The sequence below is a fragment of the Halorarius litoreus genome, assembly GCF_024362405.1.
Lineage (GTDB): Archaea > Halobacteriota > Halobacteria > Halobacteriales > Haloarculaceae > Halorarius > Halorarius litoreus.
In genome coordinates, this window is the sequence record NZ_CP101454.1 from 2426954 (window position 1) to 2444650 (window position 17697).

Annotated in this window: 15 protein-coding genes; 9 read left to right on the forward strand and 6 right to left on the reverse strand. The window is 67.3% G+C overall.

Going from position 1 to position 17697, the window contains the following annotated elements; all coding sequences use genetic code 11:
• Nucleotides 1-70: 70 nt before the first annotated feature.
• Nucleotides 71-1318 carry a magnesium transporter gene (locus NL126_RS12540; protein WP_255195216.1) on the forward strand — a complete coding sequence of 416 codons (1248 nt, stop codon included), beginning with the start codon at nucleotides 71-73 and terminating at the stop codon, nucleotides 1316-1318.
• A gap of 39 nt (nucleotides 1319-1357) precedes the next feature.
• On the opposite strand, the gene NL126_RS12545 is transcribed toward NL126_RS12540, so the two are convergent.
• Entirely contained in the window at nucleotides 1358-2086 is a 729-nt protein-coding gene (locus tag NL126_RS12545; RefSeq protein ID WP_255195217.1) for a CehA/McbA family metallohydrolase, read from the reverse strand.
• A 103-nt stretch (nucleotides 2087-2189) separates the two neighbouring features.
• Here NL126_RS12545 and NL126_RS12550 point away from each other — a divergent pair, with 103 nt between their 5' ends.
• Nucleotides 2190-2486 carry a hypothetical protein gene (locus tag NL126_RS12550; RefSeq protein ID WP_255195218.1) on the forward strand — a complete coding sequence of 99 codons (297 nt, stop codon included), beginning with the start codon at nucleotides 2190-2192 and terminating at the stop codon, nucleotides 2484-2486.
• A 1-nt stretch (nucleotide 2487) separates the two neighbouring features.
• Here NL126_RS12550 and NL126_RS12555 read toward each other — a convergent pair whose 3' ends face one another.
• On the reverse strand, nucleotides 2488-3426 hold the full coding sequence (locus NL126_RS12555) for a transcription initiation factor IIB (RefSeq protein ID WP_255195219.1): 939 nt from the start codon (nucleotides 3424-3426) through the stop codon (nucleotides 2488-2490).
• Between the two features lie 286 nt (nucleotides 3427-3712).
• On the opposite strand from NL126_RS12555, the gene NL126_RS12560 reads away from it, so the two are divergent.
• From NL126_RS12560 to NL126_RS12590, 7 genes are all read left to right on the forward strand, one after another.
• Nucleotides 3713-4705, forward strand: a complete 993-nt coding sequence (locus NL126_RS12560) for a hypothetical protein (RefSeq protein ID WP_255195220.1) — start codon at nucleotides 3713-3715, stop codon at nucleotides 4703-4705.
• Nucleotides 4706-4784: 79 nt separating this feature from the next.
• Nucleotides 4785-6116 carry a Trk system potassium transporter TrkA gene (gene trkA / locus NL126_RS12565; RefSeq protein ID WP_255198845.1) on the forward strand — a complete coding sequence of 444 codons (1332 nt, stop codon included), beginning with the start codon at nucleotides 4785-4787 and terminating at the stop codon, nucleotides 6114-6116.
• Nucleotides 6113-7597: a TrkH family potassium uptake protein gene (locus NL126_RS12570; protein ID WP_255195221.1), complete on the forward strand. Its 1485-nt coding sequence runs from the start codon at nucleotides 6113-6115 to the stop codon at nucleotides 7595-7597. The genes trkA and NL126_RS12570 overlap by 4 nt, the downstream gene beginning before the upstream one ends.
• Before the next feature lie 82 nt (nucleotides 7598-7679).
• Nucleotides 7680-9248: a TrkH family potassium uptake protein gene (locus NL126_RS12575; protein ID WP_350355502.1), complete on the forward strand. Its 1569-nt coding sequence runs from the start codon at nucleotides 7680-7682 to the stop codon at nucleotides 9246-9248.
• 52 nt (nucleotides 9249-9300) lie between these two features.
• Nucleotides 9301-10113 (forward strand): PspA/IM30 family protein, encoded by an 813-nt coding sequence (locus tag NL126_RS12580; protein ID WP_255195223.1) that lies wholly within the window; start codon nucleotides 9301-9303, stop codon nucleotides 10111-10113.
• A gap of 41 nt (nucleotides 10114-10154) precedes the next feature.
• Nucleotides 10155-11186, forward strand: coding sequence for a DUF7972 family membrane protein (locus tag NL126_RS12585; RefSeq protein ID WP_255195224.1), 1032 nt, complete (start codon nucleotides 10155-10157; stop codon nucleotides 11184-11186).
• A 94-nt stretch (nucleotides 11187-11280) separates the two neighbouring features.
• On the forward strand, nucleotides 11281-12834 hold the full coding sequence (locus tag NL126_RS12590; RefSeq protein WP_255195225.1) for a hybrid sensor histidine kinase/response regulator: 1554 nt from the start codon (nucleotides 11281-11283) through the stop codon (nucleotides 12832-12834).
• Here NL126_RS12590 and thrS read toward each other — a convergent pair.
• The 4 genes from thrS to NL126_RS12610 form a co-directional block, all read right to left on the reverse strand.
• Nucleotides 12831-14753: a threonine--tRNA ligase gene (gene thrS, locus NL126_RS12595; protein ID WP_255195226.1), complete on the reverse strand. Its 1923-nt coding sequence runs from the start codon at nucleotides 14751-14753 to the stop codon at nucleotides 12831-12833. The two genes, NL126_RS12590 and thrS, sit on opposite strands and share 4 nt — an antisense overlap.
• Before the next feature lie 81 nt (nucleotides 14754-14834).
• Nucleotides 14835-15239 carry a carboxymuconolactone decarboxylase family protein gene (locus NL126_RS12600; protein ID WP_255195227.1) on the reverse strand — a complete coding sequence of 135 codons (405 nt, stop codon included), beginning with the start codon at nucleotides 15237-15239 and terminating at the stop codon, nucleotides 14835-14837.
• A gap of 171 nt (nucleotides 15240-15410) precedes the next feature.
• On the reverse strand, nucleotides 15411-15854 hold the full coding sequence (locus tag NL126_RS12605; protein WP_350355453.1) for an HTH domain-containing protein: 444 nt from the start codon (nucleotides 15852-15854) through the stop codon (nucleotides 15411-15413).
• 111 nt (nucleotides 15855-15965) lie between these two features.
• The gene (locus NL126_RS12610) at nucleotides 15966-17648 is read right to left on the reverse strand and encodes a class I adenylate-forming enzyme family protein (protein ID WP_255195229.1); all 1683 of its coding nucleotides are present in this window, start codon (nucleotides 17646-17648) and stop codon (nucleotides 15966-15968) included.
• Nucleotides 17649-17697: the final 49 nt, after the last annotated feature.

The window sequence follows — 17697 nt, forward strand, 5'->3', positions numbered from 1 at the left end:
GTCGCATCGCCTGACGTCTCCACCGTGCATCCGCCCGATTTTTACCCGGTGACGAGCCATTCGGAGACGAATGTCTGTCCCGTCAGCCGACGTGCAGCAGGAGCTCGCGGCGTCGTCTACTCCCGCCGCGCTGTTCCGGGAGCTTTCACCTACCCGTCGGCGAGAAGTGTTCTTCCAGCTACCGGAGACGGTCCAGCGAGCGCTCATCGAGGACATGAGCCTCTGGAACCTGCAGCAGTTCGTCCGCCGGCTCGACCCGGACGAGGCGACCGACGTGCTGGGGCTCGCGCCCGAGGAGACACAAGAGACGATCCTGCAGCGACTCGACGTGGACCGTCGCGAGAAGGTCGAGTTCCTGCTGGAGTTCAGCCCCGAGAGTGCGGCGGGGCTGATGCACCTCGAGTACATCATCGTCGACAAGAACCGGCGGTTCGACGAGGTGGCTCGCCGCGTCCGTCGCCAGCAGGAGCGCACCGGCGAGTTCCCGACGGTGTTCGTGACCGACGGCGACACGCTGCTGGGGGAGCTTCCGGGGCTGGCGCTCTCCGAGCAGCGGTCGGAGGCCATCGTCGACTACGTCGAGGAAGTGCCCACTGTCCGGTACGACAGCGCCGACACGGACGTCGTCGAGGTGTTCCGGGCGAACCCCGAGCGGTCGGTAGCGGTCCTCGACGACGACGGGAGTATCCTCGGCGTCATCTACGCCGGCGATCTGCTGCGGGTCATCGAGGAGGAGGTGAGCGAGACGCTCTACGAGTTCACCGGCGTTCAGGAGGAGGAGAGCGTGCTCGACGGCCCGCTCGCGAAGATCAGACACCGATACAAGTGGCTCATCATCAACCTCGGGACGGCGTTCCTCGCGGCGGCGGTCGTCGGCCTGTTCGAGGCCACCATCGCCGCGTTCACGCTGCTCGCGGTGTACATGCCCGTCGTCGCGGGGATGGGCGGCAACGCCGGAACGCAGTCGATGGCGGTCACCGTTCGGGGTATCGCGCTCGGGCAGGTCTCCATCTCGACGGGCGGGCGCGTCATCGCCAACGAAGTCGTCGCCGGGGCGGCCAACGGGGCGATTACGGGGCTGCTCGTCGCGGTCATCGCGAGCGTGTTCAATCAGAGCCCGCTTTTGGGGCTGGTGCTCGGTGTCTCGATGGTGTTGAACCTCGTCATCGCCGGGTTCTTCGGCACGCTCATCCCGCTGCTGTTGAGTCGCATCGGCAAGGACCCCGCGACCTCCGCCACGATATTCATCACGACGGCAACCGACGTGCTGGGCTTCTTCATCTTCCTCGGGCTCGCCAAGTTCGTCCTCGGCATCTGACCGCGCCGGCGGTCGTCCGCCGACGCCACGCCGGGGGTATCAGAACAGTCGGGAGAGCATGCTCGGTACGTACGGCTGGGCGGCCCACGACGCCTTTCGCCCGGCGCCGATGAGGTAGTGGCGCGCCGAGGAGCGGAGCGGCTGGCGACGGCCGTGGACGTCGGCGTCGCCCGAGCGAAGCGCCTCGACGACCTCCGTGCCGTCGAGGTTGCGTTTCGACCCGACGCCGTCGATGGTGAGTTCCGTGTACGCCCGCCCGAGGAACGTCGCGGAGTGGGCGTCCGACGCCGCGACGCCCGGATAGTCGTACTTCTCCGCGAACCGCCGTGCGCGCCGGTTTCGGTAGCCGGTGAACACCCAAGCGTTGAACACCTCGATGGCGTCACAGTCGGTGAGTCGCTTCTTCCGGACGCCGTGGCGCGTCCGCTGGAACGGATGGGGGACGACGGCGACGCCGCCGGCATCGCGAACCGCTTCGACGGTGTCGTCGAACGGCTGGCGCGGCTCCGGGCGCTCGTCGACGCCGATGGCGAGCAGGTGGCCGGCAGCGGTCGACACCTCCACCCCCGGAATCCCCAGCAGGTCGTACTCGGGGGCGAGCCTCGCGGCCCGTCGCGACGCCTCGATGGCGTCGTGGTCGGTCACGACGATGCCGTCGAGGCCGATCTCGCTGGCCTGCTCCAACAGGAGTTCGACGGGCTCGTGACCGTCGTACGACGCCTCGCTGTGGACGTGCGGGTCGAGGGTGACGGTGACCGACTCGCTCATCTGGCTCCCATTTCGGGCGGGCGCGGTAAAATACGTCCGGCCGTGTCGCACGTACCTGTTAGCTCAGCGTGCAGTTCAAATACGTACCGTGCGTATTAGTGGCATGAATTTCTCCTACGACGACGCGGCCTACTACGTCGACCGTGCGGCGTCGTTGCTGGCCGTCGGTGACGTCATGGGGGCGGTCGAGGCAGTCGCGGCGGTCGCTACGGCGCTGGAGGCGGCGCCGCTGCGTGGGCTGGCACGCGATGCCCATGCGTACGCGGTCGCAGCGGCCACGGCGATGCGCGAGCAGCCGCGCGACGCGGAACGGGCGCTGACGTATCTCCAGCTGTGTGGCCGGACGGTCGAGGAGATGGCCGCCTACGAGCGGGCGGCACTGTTCGAGCGCGTCGCGTAGTTCAGTGAACGATGTCGTCGTCGAGCGCCTCCATCTGCTCCTGATACCGGTTGCGGATGGTGACGACCGTCACGTCGGCGGCTTCGCTCACTGCGCGCTGGGTGAGCTTCGGGCCGACGATGCGCGACGCCGAGTAGATGGCAGCGGCAGCGTACCCAGAGGGTGACTTTCCGGAGTGGAGCCCGAGCTCGGTCGTCTCCGCGACCACCTCGACGGCCTTCTGCTGGATCTCGTCGCTCACCTCCAGCTCGGAGGCGAGCTGTGGGATGTACTGGCGAGGGTCGACGGGCTCGAGCGCGAGCCCGAGCTCTTGTGAGATGTAGCGGTACGTCCGTCCGATTTCACGGCGTTCGACCCGCGAGACGCGGGTGAGGTCGTCGAGCGAGCGTGGAATCGACTCCTGACGGCAGGCGGCGTGCAGCGACGCCGAGGCGACTCCTTCGATGGAGCGGCCACGGATGAGGTCGCGGTCGAGCGCCTGCCGGTAGATGACGGAGGCGACTTCGCGCACGGAGCGGGGGACACCGAGCGCCGAGGACATCCGGTCGACCTCGCTCAGGGCGAACTGGAGGTTGCGCTCGCCGTTCTCCTGAGTGCGGATGCGCTCTTGCCACGTTCGGAGACGGCGCATCTGGTTTCGCTTGTCCGTCGAGAGCGTCCGACCGGCGGCGTCCTTGTCCTGCCAGTCGATGTTCGTGGTGAGTCCCTTGTCGTGCATCGCCTGCGTCGTCGGCGCGCCGACGCGGGACTTCTGCTGTTTCTCTTGATGGTTGAACGCGCGCCACTCGGGGCCGTGGTCGATGGTGTCCTCTTCGACGATGAGACCGGTCTCCTCGTCGATGAGTTCCCCGTCCGCGGTCCGCACGAGATTGTCGGGGTCGATGTCGTCTGCTGTCTCCTCCGCTGTACCGTCTTCTTGACGGCGGGAAAGGCGTGTCATGGTGTCCGGTCGAGGGCTGGTGGGTGGATGGGCGCACGAGTGACTCACGGCTGCCGTCGTCGGCCGACGGTCGTACGGCTCGCGCTACGACACACACCGAGGGCACGAGGTGTGCGTCACCCTGACTGTCAGTCTTCGCGAGTCCGTGTTCTCGCCCAACACGTATAGGCGCTTTGCTGTTTGCTGTCTAGAGTCACAGCCACGGCTCGAGCGCCCCGGGTCACTCCGGCCGTTTATGTCAGGCTAATGACTACGTATTTACCCCTCTCTCACGTACACGGCGGTGATGTCGTCGGCCGGCCCGCCGCGTGTCCAGTCCATCGACAGCATGTTCGGTGGCAGTCTGTCGACCGTCAAAGCGTGGCTCGCGTTCGTCGTCGCGGCCACCATCCGGTTCGGCGGGCCGGCGGTTCTCGCGCTGTTCCTCGTCGGCGCCACCGTCGGCACCGGGCTCGCGCCCGTGGACCGGACGGCTCAGCTCGTCGCCGCGGAGGTGACCGGTGAGGAGGTGGGGCCGGTGGCGGGCAACGCGTCGCTAGTCGACACCGACGGCGACGGGCTCGGGAACGCGGAGGAGGAACGCTGGGGAACCGACCCGGACGACCCGGATACAGATGGGGACCGTCTGCTCGACGGCTGGGAGGTGGCCGGTACCGCTCCCGGGAGCGTGCCCCTCCCCGGAAGCGACCCCCGCCGGTTCGACCTCTACGTGCAGGTCGTCACTGCACCGGGGATCGACCCCCTCTCGACGCGCGAGCGGACGGCGCTCCAGCAGGCGTGGGCGTCGATGCCCGTGGAGAACCCGGACGGGACGGCGGGCATCACGGTTCACTACCTCCCACCGAACCGTTCGGAACTCGACCGCCGGGTGACGCTCCGTGACCGCCGGCGGACCACGATTGCGGCGCTGGCTGACCGCTACTATCGGTCCGCGTACGTCGGCGAGTACGGCTGTCTCGCCCACCAGGTGCTGCTCGTCCACGTCGACAACGAGAGCTTCGTCGGCGTCGGCTCCGACCCCGGCTACCAGGCGTTCGCGGACGGGACGCTCACCCGAGATTACGGGACGCCGTACACGGTCCGCGTCGGGACCGTGACCCACGAACTGCTCCACAACGTCGTCGGCCGCTTCGGTGGGGGGTCGGCCACGCACACCGACGCCGGTTGGCTCTCACACGGTCGGTTCCGGTGGAACCAACACCTCTCTCCGGAGACTGCGGCCGAACTCACCCGCGACGGCTTCGCCAGCTCGGGTCACTACGGGCGCTACTGTCGGTAGCTGTCGAGCGTGGGGACCGCCGATAGTAACCGACTTACCACGCCCGGCCGAGATGGTGACGTATGCCAGGGTGTTCGCCGTGCGAGTGATCGTCGTCGGCGCGGGCGAGGTCGGCTCCAGCATCGCGGAGAGTCTCTCCCGCGAACACGACGTGGTCGTCATCGACATCGACGGCGACCGTGTCGACTCGCTCACCTACTCGCTCGACGTGCTGGCGATTCAGGGCGACGGGAGCGAGATAGAGACGCTCGAGGACGCCGACATCGCCGACGCAGACATGCTCATCGCGAGCACGGACGACGACGAGACGAACATCGTCACCTGCGGCACCGCGGGCGTCTTCCCCGACGTGTTCACCATCGCGCGGGTGAAGAGCCCGAAGTTCCTCCGGACGTGGGAGCGGGGTGACCGCACCTTCGGCGTCGACTTCATGGTCTGTACCGACCTCCTGGCGGCGAAGACCATCGTCGGCGTCATCGGCCTCCCCACCGCACGCGACGTGGACATGTTCTCGGAGGGGCTCGTCCAGATGGCCGAGTTCGAGATTCCCGACGACAGCCCCGTCGTCGGCCAGACCGTCCAGGAAGCGGACCGCTTCGACTCGCTGACGTTCGCAGCCATCGTTCGCGAGGACGGCATCGTCATCCCGCGCGGTGACACCGTCCTCGGCGCGGGGGACGATATCGTCGTCATCGGGAGTCCCGAAAGCACCCGGAAGTTCAGCGCAGCCATCGCGCCCCAGCAGACCGTCCCGAAGGACATCGTCATCGTCGGCGGCAGCGAGGTCGGCTACCAGGTCGCCCGGCTCCTCGAGTCGCGCGACTTCGCGCCACGCCTCATCGAGCGCGACGAGACACGGGCGCGATGGCTCGCCGAGCACCTCCCGTCGACGACGGTGATGCAGAGCGACGCGACCGACCGGGAGTTCCTCGAACGCGAGAACGTCGGCGACGCCGACGTGCTCATCGCCGCCCTCGAGAACGATCAGCAGAACCTGCTCGCGGGACTGCTCGCCGACCGCCTCGGCACGAATCGGACGGTCGCAGTCGTCGACACCGTTGAGTTCGCCGACCTGTTCGAGGCCGTCGGCATCGACGTCGCCGTCTCCCCACGGGAAGCGACCGCCGAGGAGATCACACGGTTCACGCGGGGGCGGCGCGCCGAGAACGTCTCGGTCATCGAGGGTGACCGCGCCGAAGTGATGGAGTTCGAGGTGGGTGAAGAGGGGAAGGCAGTCGGTCGTCGCATCGCCGACCTCGCCAGCGAACTCCCGCCGGGCGTCGTCTTCGGCGCCATCACGCGTGACGGCGAGCTGATCTCCCCGCGGGGTGACACCATCGTCCGCCACGGCGACCACGTCGTCGTGTTCGCGGACGCCGACGCGGTCGGGGCGGTCACCGAGACGCTATGAGGGTCGACTGGCGCACGAGCGCCAGCCTGACCGGAACCGTCCTGAAGGGGCTCGCCGGGTCGCTCGCCGTCTGCTCGCTCGTCGCGCTCTACTACGGGGAGTCGACGATGCCGTTTCTCGCGCCCGCAGCCGGGAGCTTGCTCGTCGGGCTCGGCCTCGAACGACTCCCGCGCGAGGACCTCTATCCCCGCGAGGCGTTCCTGATGGTCGCGGCGACCTGGCTCGCCGTCGCGCTCGTCGGGGCGGTGCCGTTCCTTCTCGTGGGGACGGGCGTGTTCACCTCGCCGGTCAACGCCCTGTTCGAGTCGATGTCGGGCATCACGACGACGGGCGCGACGGTCATCCTCGATTTCAGTCTGCACCCGAAGGGGCTGCTGTTCTGGCGCCAACTGCTCCAGTGGCTCGGCGGGCTCGGCATCCTCGTGCTCGCAGTGGGGCTGCTCTCGCAGCTCTCGGTCGGTGGCGCACGGCTGATGGAGACGGAGACACAGACGCAGGACGTCACCAAGCTCGCCCCGCGCATCTCACAGACGGCGCGTATCCTCGGGAGCCTCTACGCCGGGCTGACCGTGCTGCTCACGGGAGTTCTGCTCGCGCTCCACTACGGCGGGCTCGCACCGAACATGGGGCCGTACAACGCCGTCTCGCACGCGCTGACGACGCTCGCGACCGCCGGCTTCTCGCCGGAGGCCGAGAGCCTCGGGGCGTTCACCCCCATCGTCCAGTACGTCGTCACGCTGTTCATGCTCGTGGGGGCAACCAACTTCGTGCTGCTGTACTCGCTCCGCCGCGGGAAGGTCGACCGCCTCCTGCGGAGCGAGGAGTTCCGCTTCTACATCGGCATCGTCGCGGGGGCGACCACCCTGCTCGCCGCGGTGCTCGCGGTCGACGACACGTTCCACGCGATCGAGCCCACGATACGCCACGCCGTCTTCCAGGTCGTCTCCATCGTGACGACGACCGGCTACGCGTCGGCGGACTTCGACCTCTGGTCGCCCGCCGCGAAACACCTGCTGTTCCTCGGGATGTTCGTCGGCGGGATGGCCGGCTCGACGACCTGTTCCATCAAGACGTTCCGCTGGCTCGTCATCCTGAAGTCCTTTCGACGGGAGCTGTTCATCGAGCTCCACCCGGAGGCCATCCGCCCCATCCGCCTCGGCGACACCGTCGTCGAGGAGGAGACCGTCCGCGACATCCACGCGTACGTCCTGCTCGGCGTGTTCGTGTTCACGCTCCTGACGGTGTTCATCGTCGTCACCTCGGCGCGCGCGTCGGTAGGGATCGGCGAGTTCGAGGCGATGGGGGCGGCAGCGTCGACGGTACTGAACATCGGCCCGGCGTTCGGCCCGGCGGGTCCGTACGGGAGCTACGCCGTCTTCCCACCGTCGAGCCGGCTGGCGATGATCGTGTTGATGTGGGTCGGCCGCATCGAGTTCATCCCGGTGCTGGTGCTGCTCACCCCACAGTTCTGGACCGACTGACCCCGTTCGAGCGACCGAGAGCGGTGGATTGATAGCCGCGAGCCGAGTCTCGTGGGACGTGTCGCTGTTATCGGTGAACGGGCTGCGCCCGAGACTGCGCGTCGACTGGCGCGCCAGCGTCTCTCTCACCGGCCGGGTCATCAAGTACCTCTCCGTCGCGCTGGTGTTGCCGCTCCTCGTCGCCGTCGTCTACGGTGAGGACGTCGCGACGTTCGGCATCGCCATCATCGTCACGGTCGCGCTCGGACTGGCCGTCGAGCGGCTCGACTCGGACCCCACACTCGGTCCCCGAGAAGCGTTCCTGATGGTCGCGCTGACGTGGCTCGCGGTGGCCGTCGTCGGCACCATCCCGTATCTCGTCGCGGGGATGGGAACCGAGAGCACGCTCGCCCAGCCCACGAACGCCCTGTTCGAGTCGATGAGTGGGTTCACGACGACGGGCGCGACGGTGATGGGCTCCATCTCTTTCGAGCGCCACTCGCACGCGCTGCTCCTGTGGCGACAGCTCACCCAGTGGCTCGGCGGGATGGGCATCGTCGTCCTCGCCGTCGCCATCCTCCCCGAACTCTCGGTCGGGGGTGCCCAGCTGATGGACGCCGAGGCGCCCGGCCCGGGCATCGAGAAGCTCACGCCGCGCATCGCGGAGACGGCTCGGACGCTGTGGCTCATCTACGCCGGGTTCACGGTCCTCCAGATGCTCCTGCTCTACGGCCTGCATCTCGCCGGGCTGGCGCCGAACATGGGGCTGTACAACGCCGTCGCCCATCCGCTGACGACGATGCCGACCGGCGGGTTCTCCCCCGAGGCGCGCTCCATCGAGGCGTTTTCGGCTGCGGTCCAGTGGCTCGTCATCCCCTTCATGGTCGCCGCCGGGACCAACTTCGCGCTGTTCTGGCGACTGCTCACCGGTGAACGCCAGGTCGTCCTCCGAGACACCGAGTTCCGGGCGTACGCCGGTGTCCTCGGGGTGCTCTCGGCCGTCATCGCCGCCGTCCTGTTCCTCGGGCCGGGCATCGTCCGCACGCCCGGTATCGGCGAGCAGTTCCTCGCCCAGTATCTCGGCATCGAGGGGAGCATCGAGCCGGCGCTCCGGCACGCGACGTTCCAGGTCGTCTCCATCGTGACGACGACCGGCTACGCCTCGATGGACTTCAACAGTTGGTCGCCCGTCCTCCAGACGGTGCTGCTCGTCGCCATGTTCATCGGTGGCTCCGCGGGGTCGACCGGCGGTGCCATCAAGATCGTCCGCTGGGTGGTCATCTTCAAGGCTGCCCGTCGGGAGCTGTTCACGACGGTTCACCCCGAGGCGGTCTCTCCAGTGCGGCTCGCGGGCCGTCCCCTCGACGAGCGCGCGATTCGGGGTATCTACGGCTTCACGTTGCTGTACCTGCTCTGTTTCGTCGCCGGGCTCGCGTTCCTCATGCTCGATGCGAGCCGTGCCGGCGCCGACATCACCGTCCTCGAAGGGCTATCGGCGGTCGCAGCCACGCTCGGCAACGTCGGGCCGGGGTTCGGCGCGGTCGGCCCGATGAACTCCTATCTCGCGTTCCCGGCCCCATCGAAGCTCGTGATGGTGTTCCTGATGTGGGTCGGCCGGCTCGAAATCTTCCCGGTGTTCGTCCTGCTGACCCGCGCCTACTGGCGGTCGTGACGGCTCGGAGAGTCGGTGAGGGTTTTTAGCCCCCGAATCCCATTACCCTGACATGGGAATCCTCTCGCGGACCTCGTACGTCATCCGGTCGAAAATCAACGCCCTCCTCAACCGGGCGGAGGACCCGTCGGAGACGCTCGACTACTCCTACGAGCAGATGCGCGACGAACTGCAGGACGTGAAACAGGGTATCGCCGACCTCACGACCCAGAAGAAGCGGCTGGAGATTCAGAAGCGTCGCCTCGAAGAGAACGTCGAGAAGCACAACGACCAGGCGCGTGAGGCCGTGCGACAGGACCGCGAGGACCTCGCGCGGAAGGCGCTGGAGAAGAAGAAACAGAAGATGACGCAGATCGAGGAGCTGGAGACGCAGATCGCCAGCCTGCAGAACACGCAGGACAACCTCGTCGAGAAGAAAGACGAGCTCCAGAGCCAGATCGAGCGGTTCCGCACGGAGAAGGAGACGATGAAGGCGCGCTACGAGGCTGCGGAGGCGTCCGCTCGCGTCTCGGAGGCGATGACGGGTGCGGGCGAGGAGATGGAGACCACCTCGCGCGCCATCGAGCGTGCCCGCGAGCGGACCGAGGAGATGGAGGCGCGGGCGGCGGCGATGGACGAACTCGAACAGAGCGGCGCGTTCGAGAACGTCCTCGACGACCGCGACGACATCGACGCCGAGCTCTCACAGGGCCGGATGGACAGCGAGATCGAGGCCGAACTGGAGACGCTCCGCGAACAGGAGGGGAAGGCTCCCACCCCGGAGCCCGACACCGAGGACGCCGAGGACGTGGCGGTCGACACCGAGGTCACCGACGAGGAGGTCGAAGCCGAGCTCGAAGAGCTGCAGGAAGAAGAGAACAACTGACGACGGCGGTGTTTTTTCACTCGGCACCGTGAACGAATCGTATGACCGACGACGGCGAGCAGCCCAGCGACCGGCTCCGTGAACGGGCCGAGACGCCCCGGTGGAAGCTCTGGCTGCTACTGGAGGCCGACCGCCGGGTCGTCACGGCCCTGTTGCTGCTCGCGCTCTTCGTGACGCTGCAGGCCGCGGGGACGCTCTACCCGACCGTCGAGGGGGCCATCCGGTCGTCGGACTCCGTCGACACCCTCTTTCAGGGGTTTCTCACCGCGACCATCACCGGCGTCACGCTCGTGCTCACGCTGAACCAACTCGTCCTCTCGCAGGAACTCGGGGCGGTGGGTGATCAGCGCGAGCGGATGGAGGGGGCGATGCGCTTCCGCGAGGACGCCGCGGACCTGCTCGACGCGCCGGTCGCACCAGCCCGCCCCTCCCAGTTCCTCCGCGGGTTCGTGCAGGTCGCCGGCCAGCGCGCCCGAGACCTTCGTGAGGCAGTCGCGACCGAGAGTCCCGCGGCCGGGGCCGTCGCAGACCTGACCGACAGCCTGGTCGAGAACGCCGAGCAGGTGAGCGAGGAGCTCGAGGGGGCACAGTTCGGCGAGTTCGAAGTGGTGTCGGCGGCGCTCGACTTCAACTACTCGTGGAAGGTGTTCGCCGCCCAGCGCATCGATGCCGAGTACGGCGACGGCCTCGACGAGGACGCCCACGAGGCGCTCGACCAGCTGACCGAGGTGCTGCGACTGTTCGGTCCGGCGCGCGAGCATTTCAAGACGCTCTACTTCCAGTGGGAGCTCATCAACCTCTCGCGGGCCATCATGACGGCGTCGCTGCCGGCGCTCGTCGTCTCGGTGTTCATGATCGCCTTCTTCAACGACGCGACGTTCGGCGGGACGACGCTCGGCCTCCAGAACCTCGTGCTCGCGTTCACCGTCGGATCGACCGTCGCGGTCGCGCCGTTCGTCATCCTGCTCGCGTACGTGCTGCGGGTCGCTACCGTCACCAAACACACCCTCTCCATCGGGCCGTTCATCCTCCGGGACACCGACGGGGTCGACTCCGTCGAGTGGGGTGAGTAGGCGCACCGCCGGGTTCGACGGGCCGAGACCTGCCAACGTTTATACTGTCACTCGACAATATAGTTACCATGTATCGAGTGGTGGGTGCAGGGCTGTGGGGGACACGCCGTGGGCCGCGGCAACGCCTGCGAGCGCCGTCGAGCGAGCGATGACCGACGGGTTACAGGTTCTCGTCCTCGTGGACGACGACGCGGCTCGCGAGCGGGCGGTCGCGGCCCTCGACGACCGGTACGACGTGGTCGTCGCCGACGCGAGCGAGGGGACGCTCCCCGAATTCGACCTCTGTATCGCCGACCACGACGCGCTGACGCACCACTACGAGACGATTCTCGAGCGGAAGCACGATTCCGGTGGCGTGTTCCTCCCGTGTCTGTTCCTGCGTGGGGAGTCGCACGGCGGCCTCCCCGACTGGGAGCTGGCAACCGTCGATGCCGTCGTGTCGCTGTCGGACGTGGCGGAGACGCTCGCCGACCGGGTCGACGCGCTGCTCGACCACCGTGCTCGGACCGTCGAGTTGGCCGAGCAGAAGCGACGCGAGCTCCGCCAGCAGGAGGCGTTCACGGAAGCGGCCATCGAGGCACTTCCGGACCTGTTCTACGTGTTCGACACCGATGGCTCGCTCCAGCGCTGGAACGGGCGGGCCCGTGAGATAACTGGCTACGACGACGACGAACTCGCGAGGATGCACACCCTCGATTTCCTCCCGGAGGCAGACCGCGACGGCATCGCGCGACGCATCGAAGCCGCGTTCAGAGCTGGCGAGAGCTACACGATCGAGGTGCCCCTCGTCACTCGCGACGGCACGACCATCCCGTACGAATTCAAGGTCGCGCCGCTCTGGGACCCCGACGGGGAGCTCAGCGGCGGGGTCGGTATCGGCCGCGACATCACCGACCGCCGGATGCGACAGGAGCTCTCGCGGCAGAACGAGCGGCTCGAACAGTTCGCTTCCATCGTCAGCCACGACCTCCGCAACCCCATCGCGGTCGCGAACGGCTTTCTCGACCTCGCCGCCCAGGACTGCGACAGTCCGCATCTCGACCGCGTCGACGGGGCACTCGACCGGATGGAGACGCTCATCGACGACTTGCTCGCCCTCGCTCGTCAGGGGATGACCGTCGACGACGTCGAACCGGTGTCGCTGGCGTCGGCCGCGACCGGCGCGTGGTCGTCCGTCGCGTCGGACACGGCTTCCCTCGACGTCGTGACCGACCGTGCCCTCCTCGCGGACGCGTCGCGGCTCCAGCAACTGCTCGAGAACCTCTTTCGCAACAGTGTCGAGCACGGCTCGACAGGCAGTCGGGACGGCGGGAGCCGTCCCGACGACAGCGTGGAGCATGGCTCCACGGGCAACCGAAGCGCACAGCGCTCCGGTGACAGTGTCGAACACGGCGGCGCCGACGTGACCGTCACGGTCGGCGACCTCGAGGAGGGGTTCTACGTCGCGGACGACGGCCCCGGCATCCCGGCCGACCAGCGGGACGGCGTGTTCGAGTACGGCTACACGACGAGCGACGACGGCACCGGGTTCGGGCTCGCCATCGTCCGGCAGATCGCCGAAGCCCACGGCTGGTCGGTCGCGGTCACGGAGAGCGACTCGGGCGGCGCCAGGTTCGAGTTCACGGGCGTCGACCGCCCGCTCGACTAATCGAGGAAGTCCGGCTCGACGCGCTTCTCGTCGACTTCGGCCGCGAGGTGGTCGCGGAACGTCTCGATGTCGACGTCGTTTGCCTCGTTCTCGAAGCGGTCGCGCACGGAGACCGTCCCGGCCTCCGCCTCGTTCCCGCCGACGACGAGCATGTACGGGACGCGGTCGTCGTGGGCGGCGCGGATCTTCCGCCCGATGGTCCAGTCGCGGTCCTCGACCTCGACGCGGTAGTCGCCGAGCTCGTTCTTGACCCGGTGGGCGTACCCCAGGTGGTCGTCCGAGATGGGAAGGATGCGGACCTGTTCGGGCGCGAGCCACGTGGGGAAGTTCCCATTGAAGTGCTCGATGAGCACCATGAAGAACCGCTCGAAACTCCCGTACAGTGCGCGGTGAATCATCACCGGGCGGTGCTCCTCGTTGTCCTCGCCCGTGTACGTGAGGTCGAACCGCTCGGGCATGTTGAAGTCGAGTTGCACCGTCGGGCCGTCCCACGACCGGCCGAGCGCGTCCTCGAACGCGAAGTCGATCTTCGGGCCGTAGAAGGCGCCGTCGCCGTCCTCGATGCCGTAGTCGTAGTTGTCGGACTCGAGGACGTCACGGAGCTGTGACTCCGCCTGCTCCCAGATCTCGTCGCCGCCGACGGATTTCTCGGGTCTGGTGGCGAGTGCCACCTCAACCTCGAGGTCGAAGTGGCCGATGACCTCGAAGATCATGTCCATGATCTGGCGGACCTCCTGTTCGATCTGGTCTGGCCGACAGAACAGGTGGCCGTCGTCGATGGTGAACGCCCACACGCGCGAGAGCCCCGAGAGTTCGCCCCGCTGCTCTTTCCGATACACCTTCCCGTTCTCGAAGTACCGCACGGGCAGATCGCGGTACGACCAGTTGTGCTGGTCGAAGATGGTCGCGTGGCCGGGACAGTTCATCGGCTTCAGGCCGTACTCCTCGTCGTTCACGTCGAGCAGGAACATGTCGTCGACGTAGTTGTCGTAGTGGCCCGACTTCTTCCAGAGCTCCGTGCGGAACACGTGGGGCGTCTCGACCTGGTCGTAGCCCGCATCCCGGTTCATCTGGTTGACGTAGCCCTCCAGCTCAGAGAGGATCTGCTTGCCGTTGGGGTGGTACAGTGGGAGCCCCGGCCCCGTCACTGTCGGGATGGAGAACAGGTCCATCTCCTGGCCGAGCTTCCGGTGGTCACGCTCCTTCGCCTCCTCGCGCATCTCGAGGTAGTTCTCGAGGTCGGACGCCTTCTCGAACGCCGTGCCGGAGACGCGGGTGAGCGTGTCGTTCTCCTCGTCGCCGCGCCAGTAGGACGCCGAGATGTTCAGGAGCTTGATGGCGCCGATTTCCCCGGTGGACTCGACGTGCGGCCCCTGACAGAGGTCCTCCCAGCCGTCCTGCTTGTAGAACGAGACCGTCTTCTCGCCCGCCGCCTCCGTCTCGAGGATGTCGCGTTTGTACTCGTTGTCGCCGTACTTCTCGACGGCCTCCTCGTGGGGGAGTTCGTACCGCTCGATGTCGTAGTCGGCCGCGATGATCTCCTGCATCTCCGCCTCGATGGCCGGCAGGTCGTCCTCGTCGAGGTCGACGTTCGTCACGTCGTAGTAGAACCCCTCCTCGGTCGGCGGGCCGATGGTGAGCTTCGCCTCCGGGTGGAGTCGCTGGAGCGCCTGTGCGAAGACGTGGGCTGCGGAGTGGCGGAGCACCTGCAGGTACTCGTCGGACTGGTCGGTGACGATGACGATGCGGTCGCCGTCGCTCACGGAATCGACTTTGTCGACCAGTTCGCCGTTCACCACGCCCGCCACCGTATCAGCACCGAGACCGGGACCGATTTCGTAGGCCACGTCCTCGACGGACGACCCCTCCGGCACGGAGAGCTCGGAGCCGTCGGGAAGCGTGACCGTGATGTCGCTCATGGCGGAACGAAGTCGGCACCGGCCCATAAGCGTTTAGAGACGGTGGCGAGTGCTATGCACTCACACACCACCGGCTCGGGCCTACTTCGTGAGGTGTGCCCCGATGCGGTCGAACTCGTCTTCGAACGTGTCGTGGTCGTAGTGCTGTGCGTGGAGCATCGAGCTGTACCGAGCGGTGATGCTGGAGAGGTAGGTGATCTCCGCGAGTTCGGCGTCGGTCGCCCCATGCATCTTCGCGGCCTCGCGGTGGAAGTACTGGCAGTACGGACACTTGATGTTGGCTGCGACCGCCAGCCCGATGAGCTCGCGATACTTCGCCGGAATCTCGGTCTCGCCGAAGTTGTACTTCTTGAACGTCGGCCACTCGTTGACGAGGTCCTCTTCCGACAGCGCGTCGAGGAATCCCGGGACGAATCCGAGCGTCTCCTCGATGTCCTCGCGCGTCTGCTGTACGTCGTCTTTCGCGTGATATTCCATCGTTGCCATGGTGATCATGCCCGCACTCGCGGACAGCAATCACGCTCGCTCCGTGACGGCTTCGTTATTTGTGACGTAGTGTCAGTACGTTCGGCAGCGTCCCGACGGCGCCTTCGGTAAGCTCGGACCCGACGAAGAAAACCTTCGCTTTCGGGGGGCGAACGGACCGCCTCCCGTCGCTCAGTCCGACGCGGTAAGCGGCTGTTCTACGGGTGGGTTGGCTTCCTGTAGCGCCCCGACGTGGTCGGCGACCGTCCGGATCGCGCCGTTCTGCTCGCTCGGCGTCACGGCGACGAGGTCGCCGTCGTGGTACTCGGCGACCGCGAGCACCGGGAGCGTCGTGACCTGGTACGGCTCGTCGACGAGCGACCCAGTCTGTCGCTCCTCGACGCCGACCAACTCGGCGTCGGTCTCGGCGGCCCACGCCCGGAACGCGTCGAGCCGGGCGCCGAGTTCGTGGTCAGTGTCGGTCGGGATGGCCGCGCCCCACACGACGACCTCGTAGTCGTCGACCGTCCCACGTTCCACCAGCGATTCCACCTGTTCGAGAATCTCTCGTCGGTGCGGTCCCCCCTCCCGCGCTGCGAGTGAACGAACACATAGTTCGAGCCTGACACGCGACATGTGTGCCCGCCCACTCCAACCTCTGTGACTTCGTTATAGAGTTCCTACCACCCGGAAACGGCTGTTTCGCGTCGGTCACTAATCAGCCGGAGGTGAGCCGTTCTGGCTCGCTCACAGCTTCTCGCTCGACTCCAGCGGCCCGCCGAGCCGACGCTTCGCGTCCGCCTCGAGTTTGTACCGCTGGACTTTCTGGGTGCCCGAGCGCGGCAATTCGTCGACGAAGAAGATGCGCCGCGGATGGGCGTAGGAAGCGACGTGCTGGAGCGCGAACTCGCGGAGGTCGCGCTCGGTCATCTCGGGGGCGTTCGGTTCGAGGACGACGAACGCGACCGGCGCTTCGCCTTTCACCTCGTGTGGAGCGGCGACGACCGCCGCGGCCTGCACGTGCTCGTGTTCGAACAGCGCGTCCTCGACCTCCGCAGGATAGACGTTCTCGCCGCCGACGATCATCATGTCGTCGGCGCGGTCGACCATCCAGAGGTAGCGGTCCTCGTCGACCCGGGCGATGTCGCCGGTGTAGAACCACTCGGTCTCGCGTCGCGGCTCGCTCCCGTCGTCGTCCGGGTCGCGGTCGAACACCTCGATGTTCTTCTCGGGGAGGCCGTAGTAGCCCGCGAAGACGTTCGGCCCTCGGATGGCGATTTCGCCCAGCACCTGCGTCTCCTCCTCGAAATCGCGGTCCGCGAGGCTCGCGGCGCTCGTCGGGTCGAGTTCGTGCTCGCTCACCCGAAGCTCGCGGGTCTGTGGGTCGACGAGACGAAGCTCCACGTCGGGGAGCGGCTGGCCGATACAGCCCGCGGCCTTCGAGGGGCCGTACGCCGAATCGGTCGTCCCCGCCGGCGACGTCTCGGTCATCCCCCAGCCCTCCGTCAGCTGACTGTCGAACACCTGTTCGATGCGGCGGCGGGTGTCGTCCGCGAGCGGCGCGGCGCCCGAGCCCACGGTCTCGATCGAGGAGAGGTCGTACGCCTCCGGGTTCGACTCGTACTCGCTGACCATCCCGATGAAGATGGCGGGGATGCCGGCGAACTGTGTCACCTCGTGGTCGGTGATGGCCTGCAGGAGTGCCGACGGAACGGGGAGCGTCTTCAGGACGATAGAGCCGCCGCCGTACAGTTGGGTCAGCATCACCGTCGAGAGCCCGTACATGTGGAACAGCGGCAACACCAGGAGCGCGATGTCCTGTTCGGGGTCGGTCCCGGAACGCGACTGGTACGCCTGCGCGGTCGAGAGGAGGTTCCGGTGCGTCGTCAGGACGCCCTTCGGGTCGCCGGTCGTCCCCGACGTGTACGGCTGGAGCGCCACGTCGTCGAACGCTCTCGCCCTCGTCTCGAACTCGTCGCTCGCGGCGTCGACGAGTGCGTCGTAGTCCTCGTGGCCGTCACCGCCGCCCGGAAAGAACGTCGTCGGAACGTGCGCGGCGAGGTCCGTCACCACCGACGGGAACACCTCGCTCCCGACGAGCGCGCGGGCGTCGGCGTCCTGCAGGATGTACGTCAGGCGGTCGAGGTCCATCCGGTGGTTGAGCGGGACCGCCACCGCCCCGGCCTTGATGACACCGAAGAGCGCTTCGGGGAACTGGAGGCTGTTCTCGAGGTAGAGCGCCACCCGGTCGCCCGGCTCGACCCCCTCGTCGACGAGCACGTTCGCCACCCGATTGGCGCGTGCTTCCAGGTCGGCGTAGCTCAGCTCTGCCCCGCGGTACTCGAACGCGAGCTTGTCGCGATAGCGTGCAGCACCCATCCTCGGCAGGTCGCCGAGGTGTCGGAGCGGCTCGCCCTGGAAGTACTTCATGCGTCGAGTTGACACACCACGGTTCTCGGAATAAGTGCTGTGCCGTCTC

Coding starts and splice junctions, on each gene's coding strand:
- NL126_RS12585 (WP_255195224.1), top strand. CDS start 10,155: ATGACCGACGACGGCGAGCAGCCCAGCGACCGGCTCCGTGAACGGGCC.
- NL126_RS12605 (WP_350355453.1), bottom strand. CDS start 15,854: ATGTCGCGTGTCAGGCTCGAACTATGTGTTCGTTCACTCGCAGCGCGG.
- thrS (WP_255195226.1), bottom strand. CDS start 14,753: ATGAGCGACATCACGGTCACGCTTCCCGACGGCTCCGAGCTCTCCGTG.
- NL126_RS12560 (WP_255195220.1), top strand. CDS start 3,713: ATGTCGTCGGCCGGCCCGCCGCGTGTCCAGTCCATCGACAGCATGTTC.
- NL126_RS12550 (WP_255195218.1), top strand. CDS start 2,190: ATGAATTTCTCCTACGACGACGCGGCCTACTACGTCGACCGTGCGGCG.
- NL126_RS12540 (WP_255195216.1), top strand. CDS start 71: ATGTCTGTCCCGTCAGCCGACGTGCAGCAGGAGCTCGCGGCGTCGTCT.
- NL126_RS12610 (WP_255195229.1), bottom strand. CDS start 17,648: ATGAAGTACTTCCAGGGCGAGCCGCTCCGACACCTCGGCGACCTGCCG.
- NL126_RS12555 (WP_255195219.1), bottom strand. CDS start 3,426: ATGACACGCCTTTCCCGCCGTCAAGAAGACGGTACAGCGGAGGAGACA.
- NL126_RS12600 (WP_255195227.1), bottom strand. CDS start 15,239: ATGGCAACGATGGAATATCACGCGAAAGACGACGTACAGCAGACGCGC.
- NL126_RS12580 (WP_255195223.1), top strand. CDS start 9,301: ATGGGAATCCTCTCGCGGACCTCGTACGTCATCCGGTCGAAAATCAAC.
- NL126_RS12545 (WP_255195217.1), bottom strand. CDS start 2,086: ATGAGCGAGTCGGTCACCGTCACCCTCGACCCGCACGTCCACAGCGAG.
- NL126_RS12570 (WP_255195221.1), top strand. CDS start 6,113: ATGAGGGTCGACTGGCGCACGAGCGCCAGCCTGACCGGAACCGTCCTG.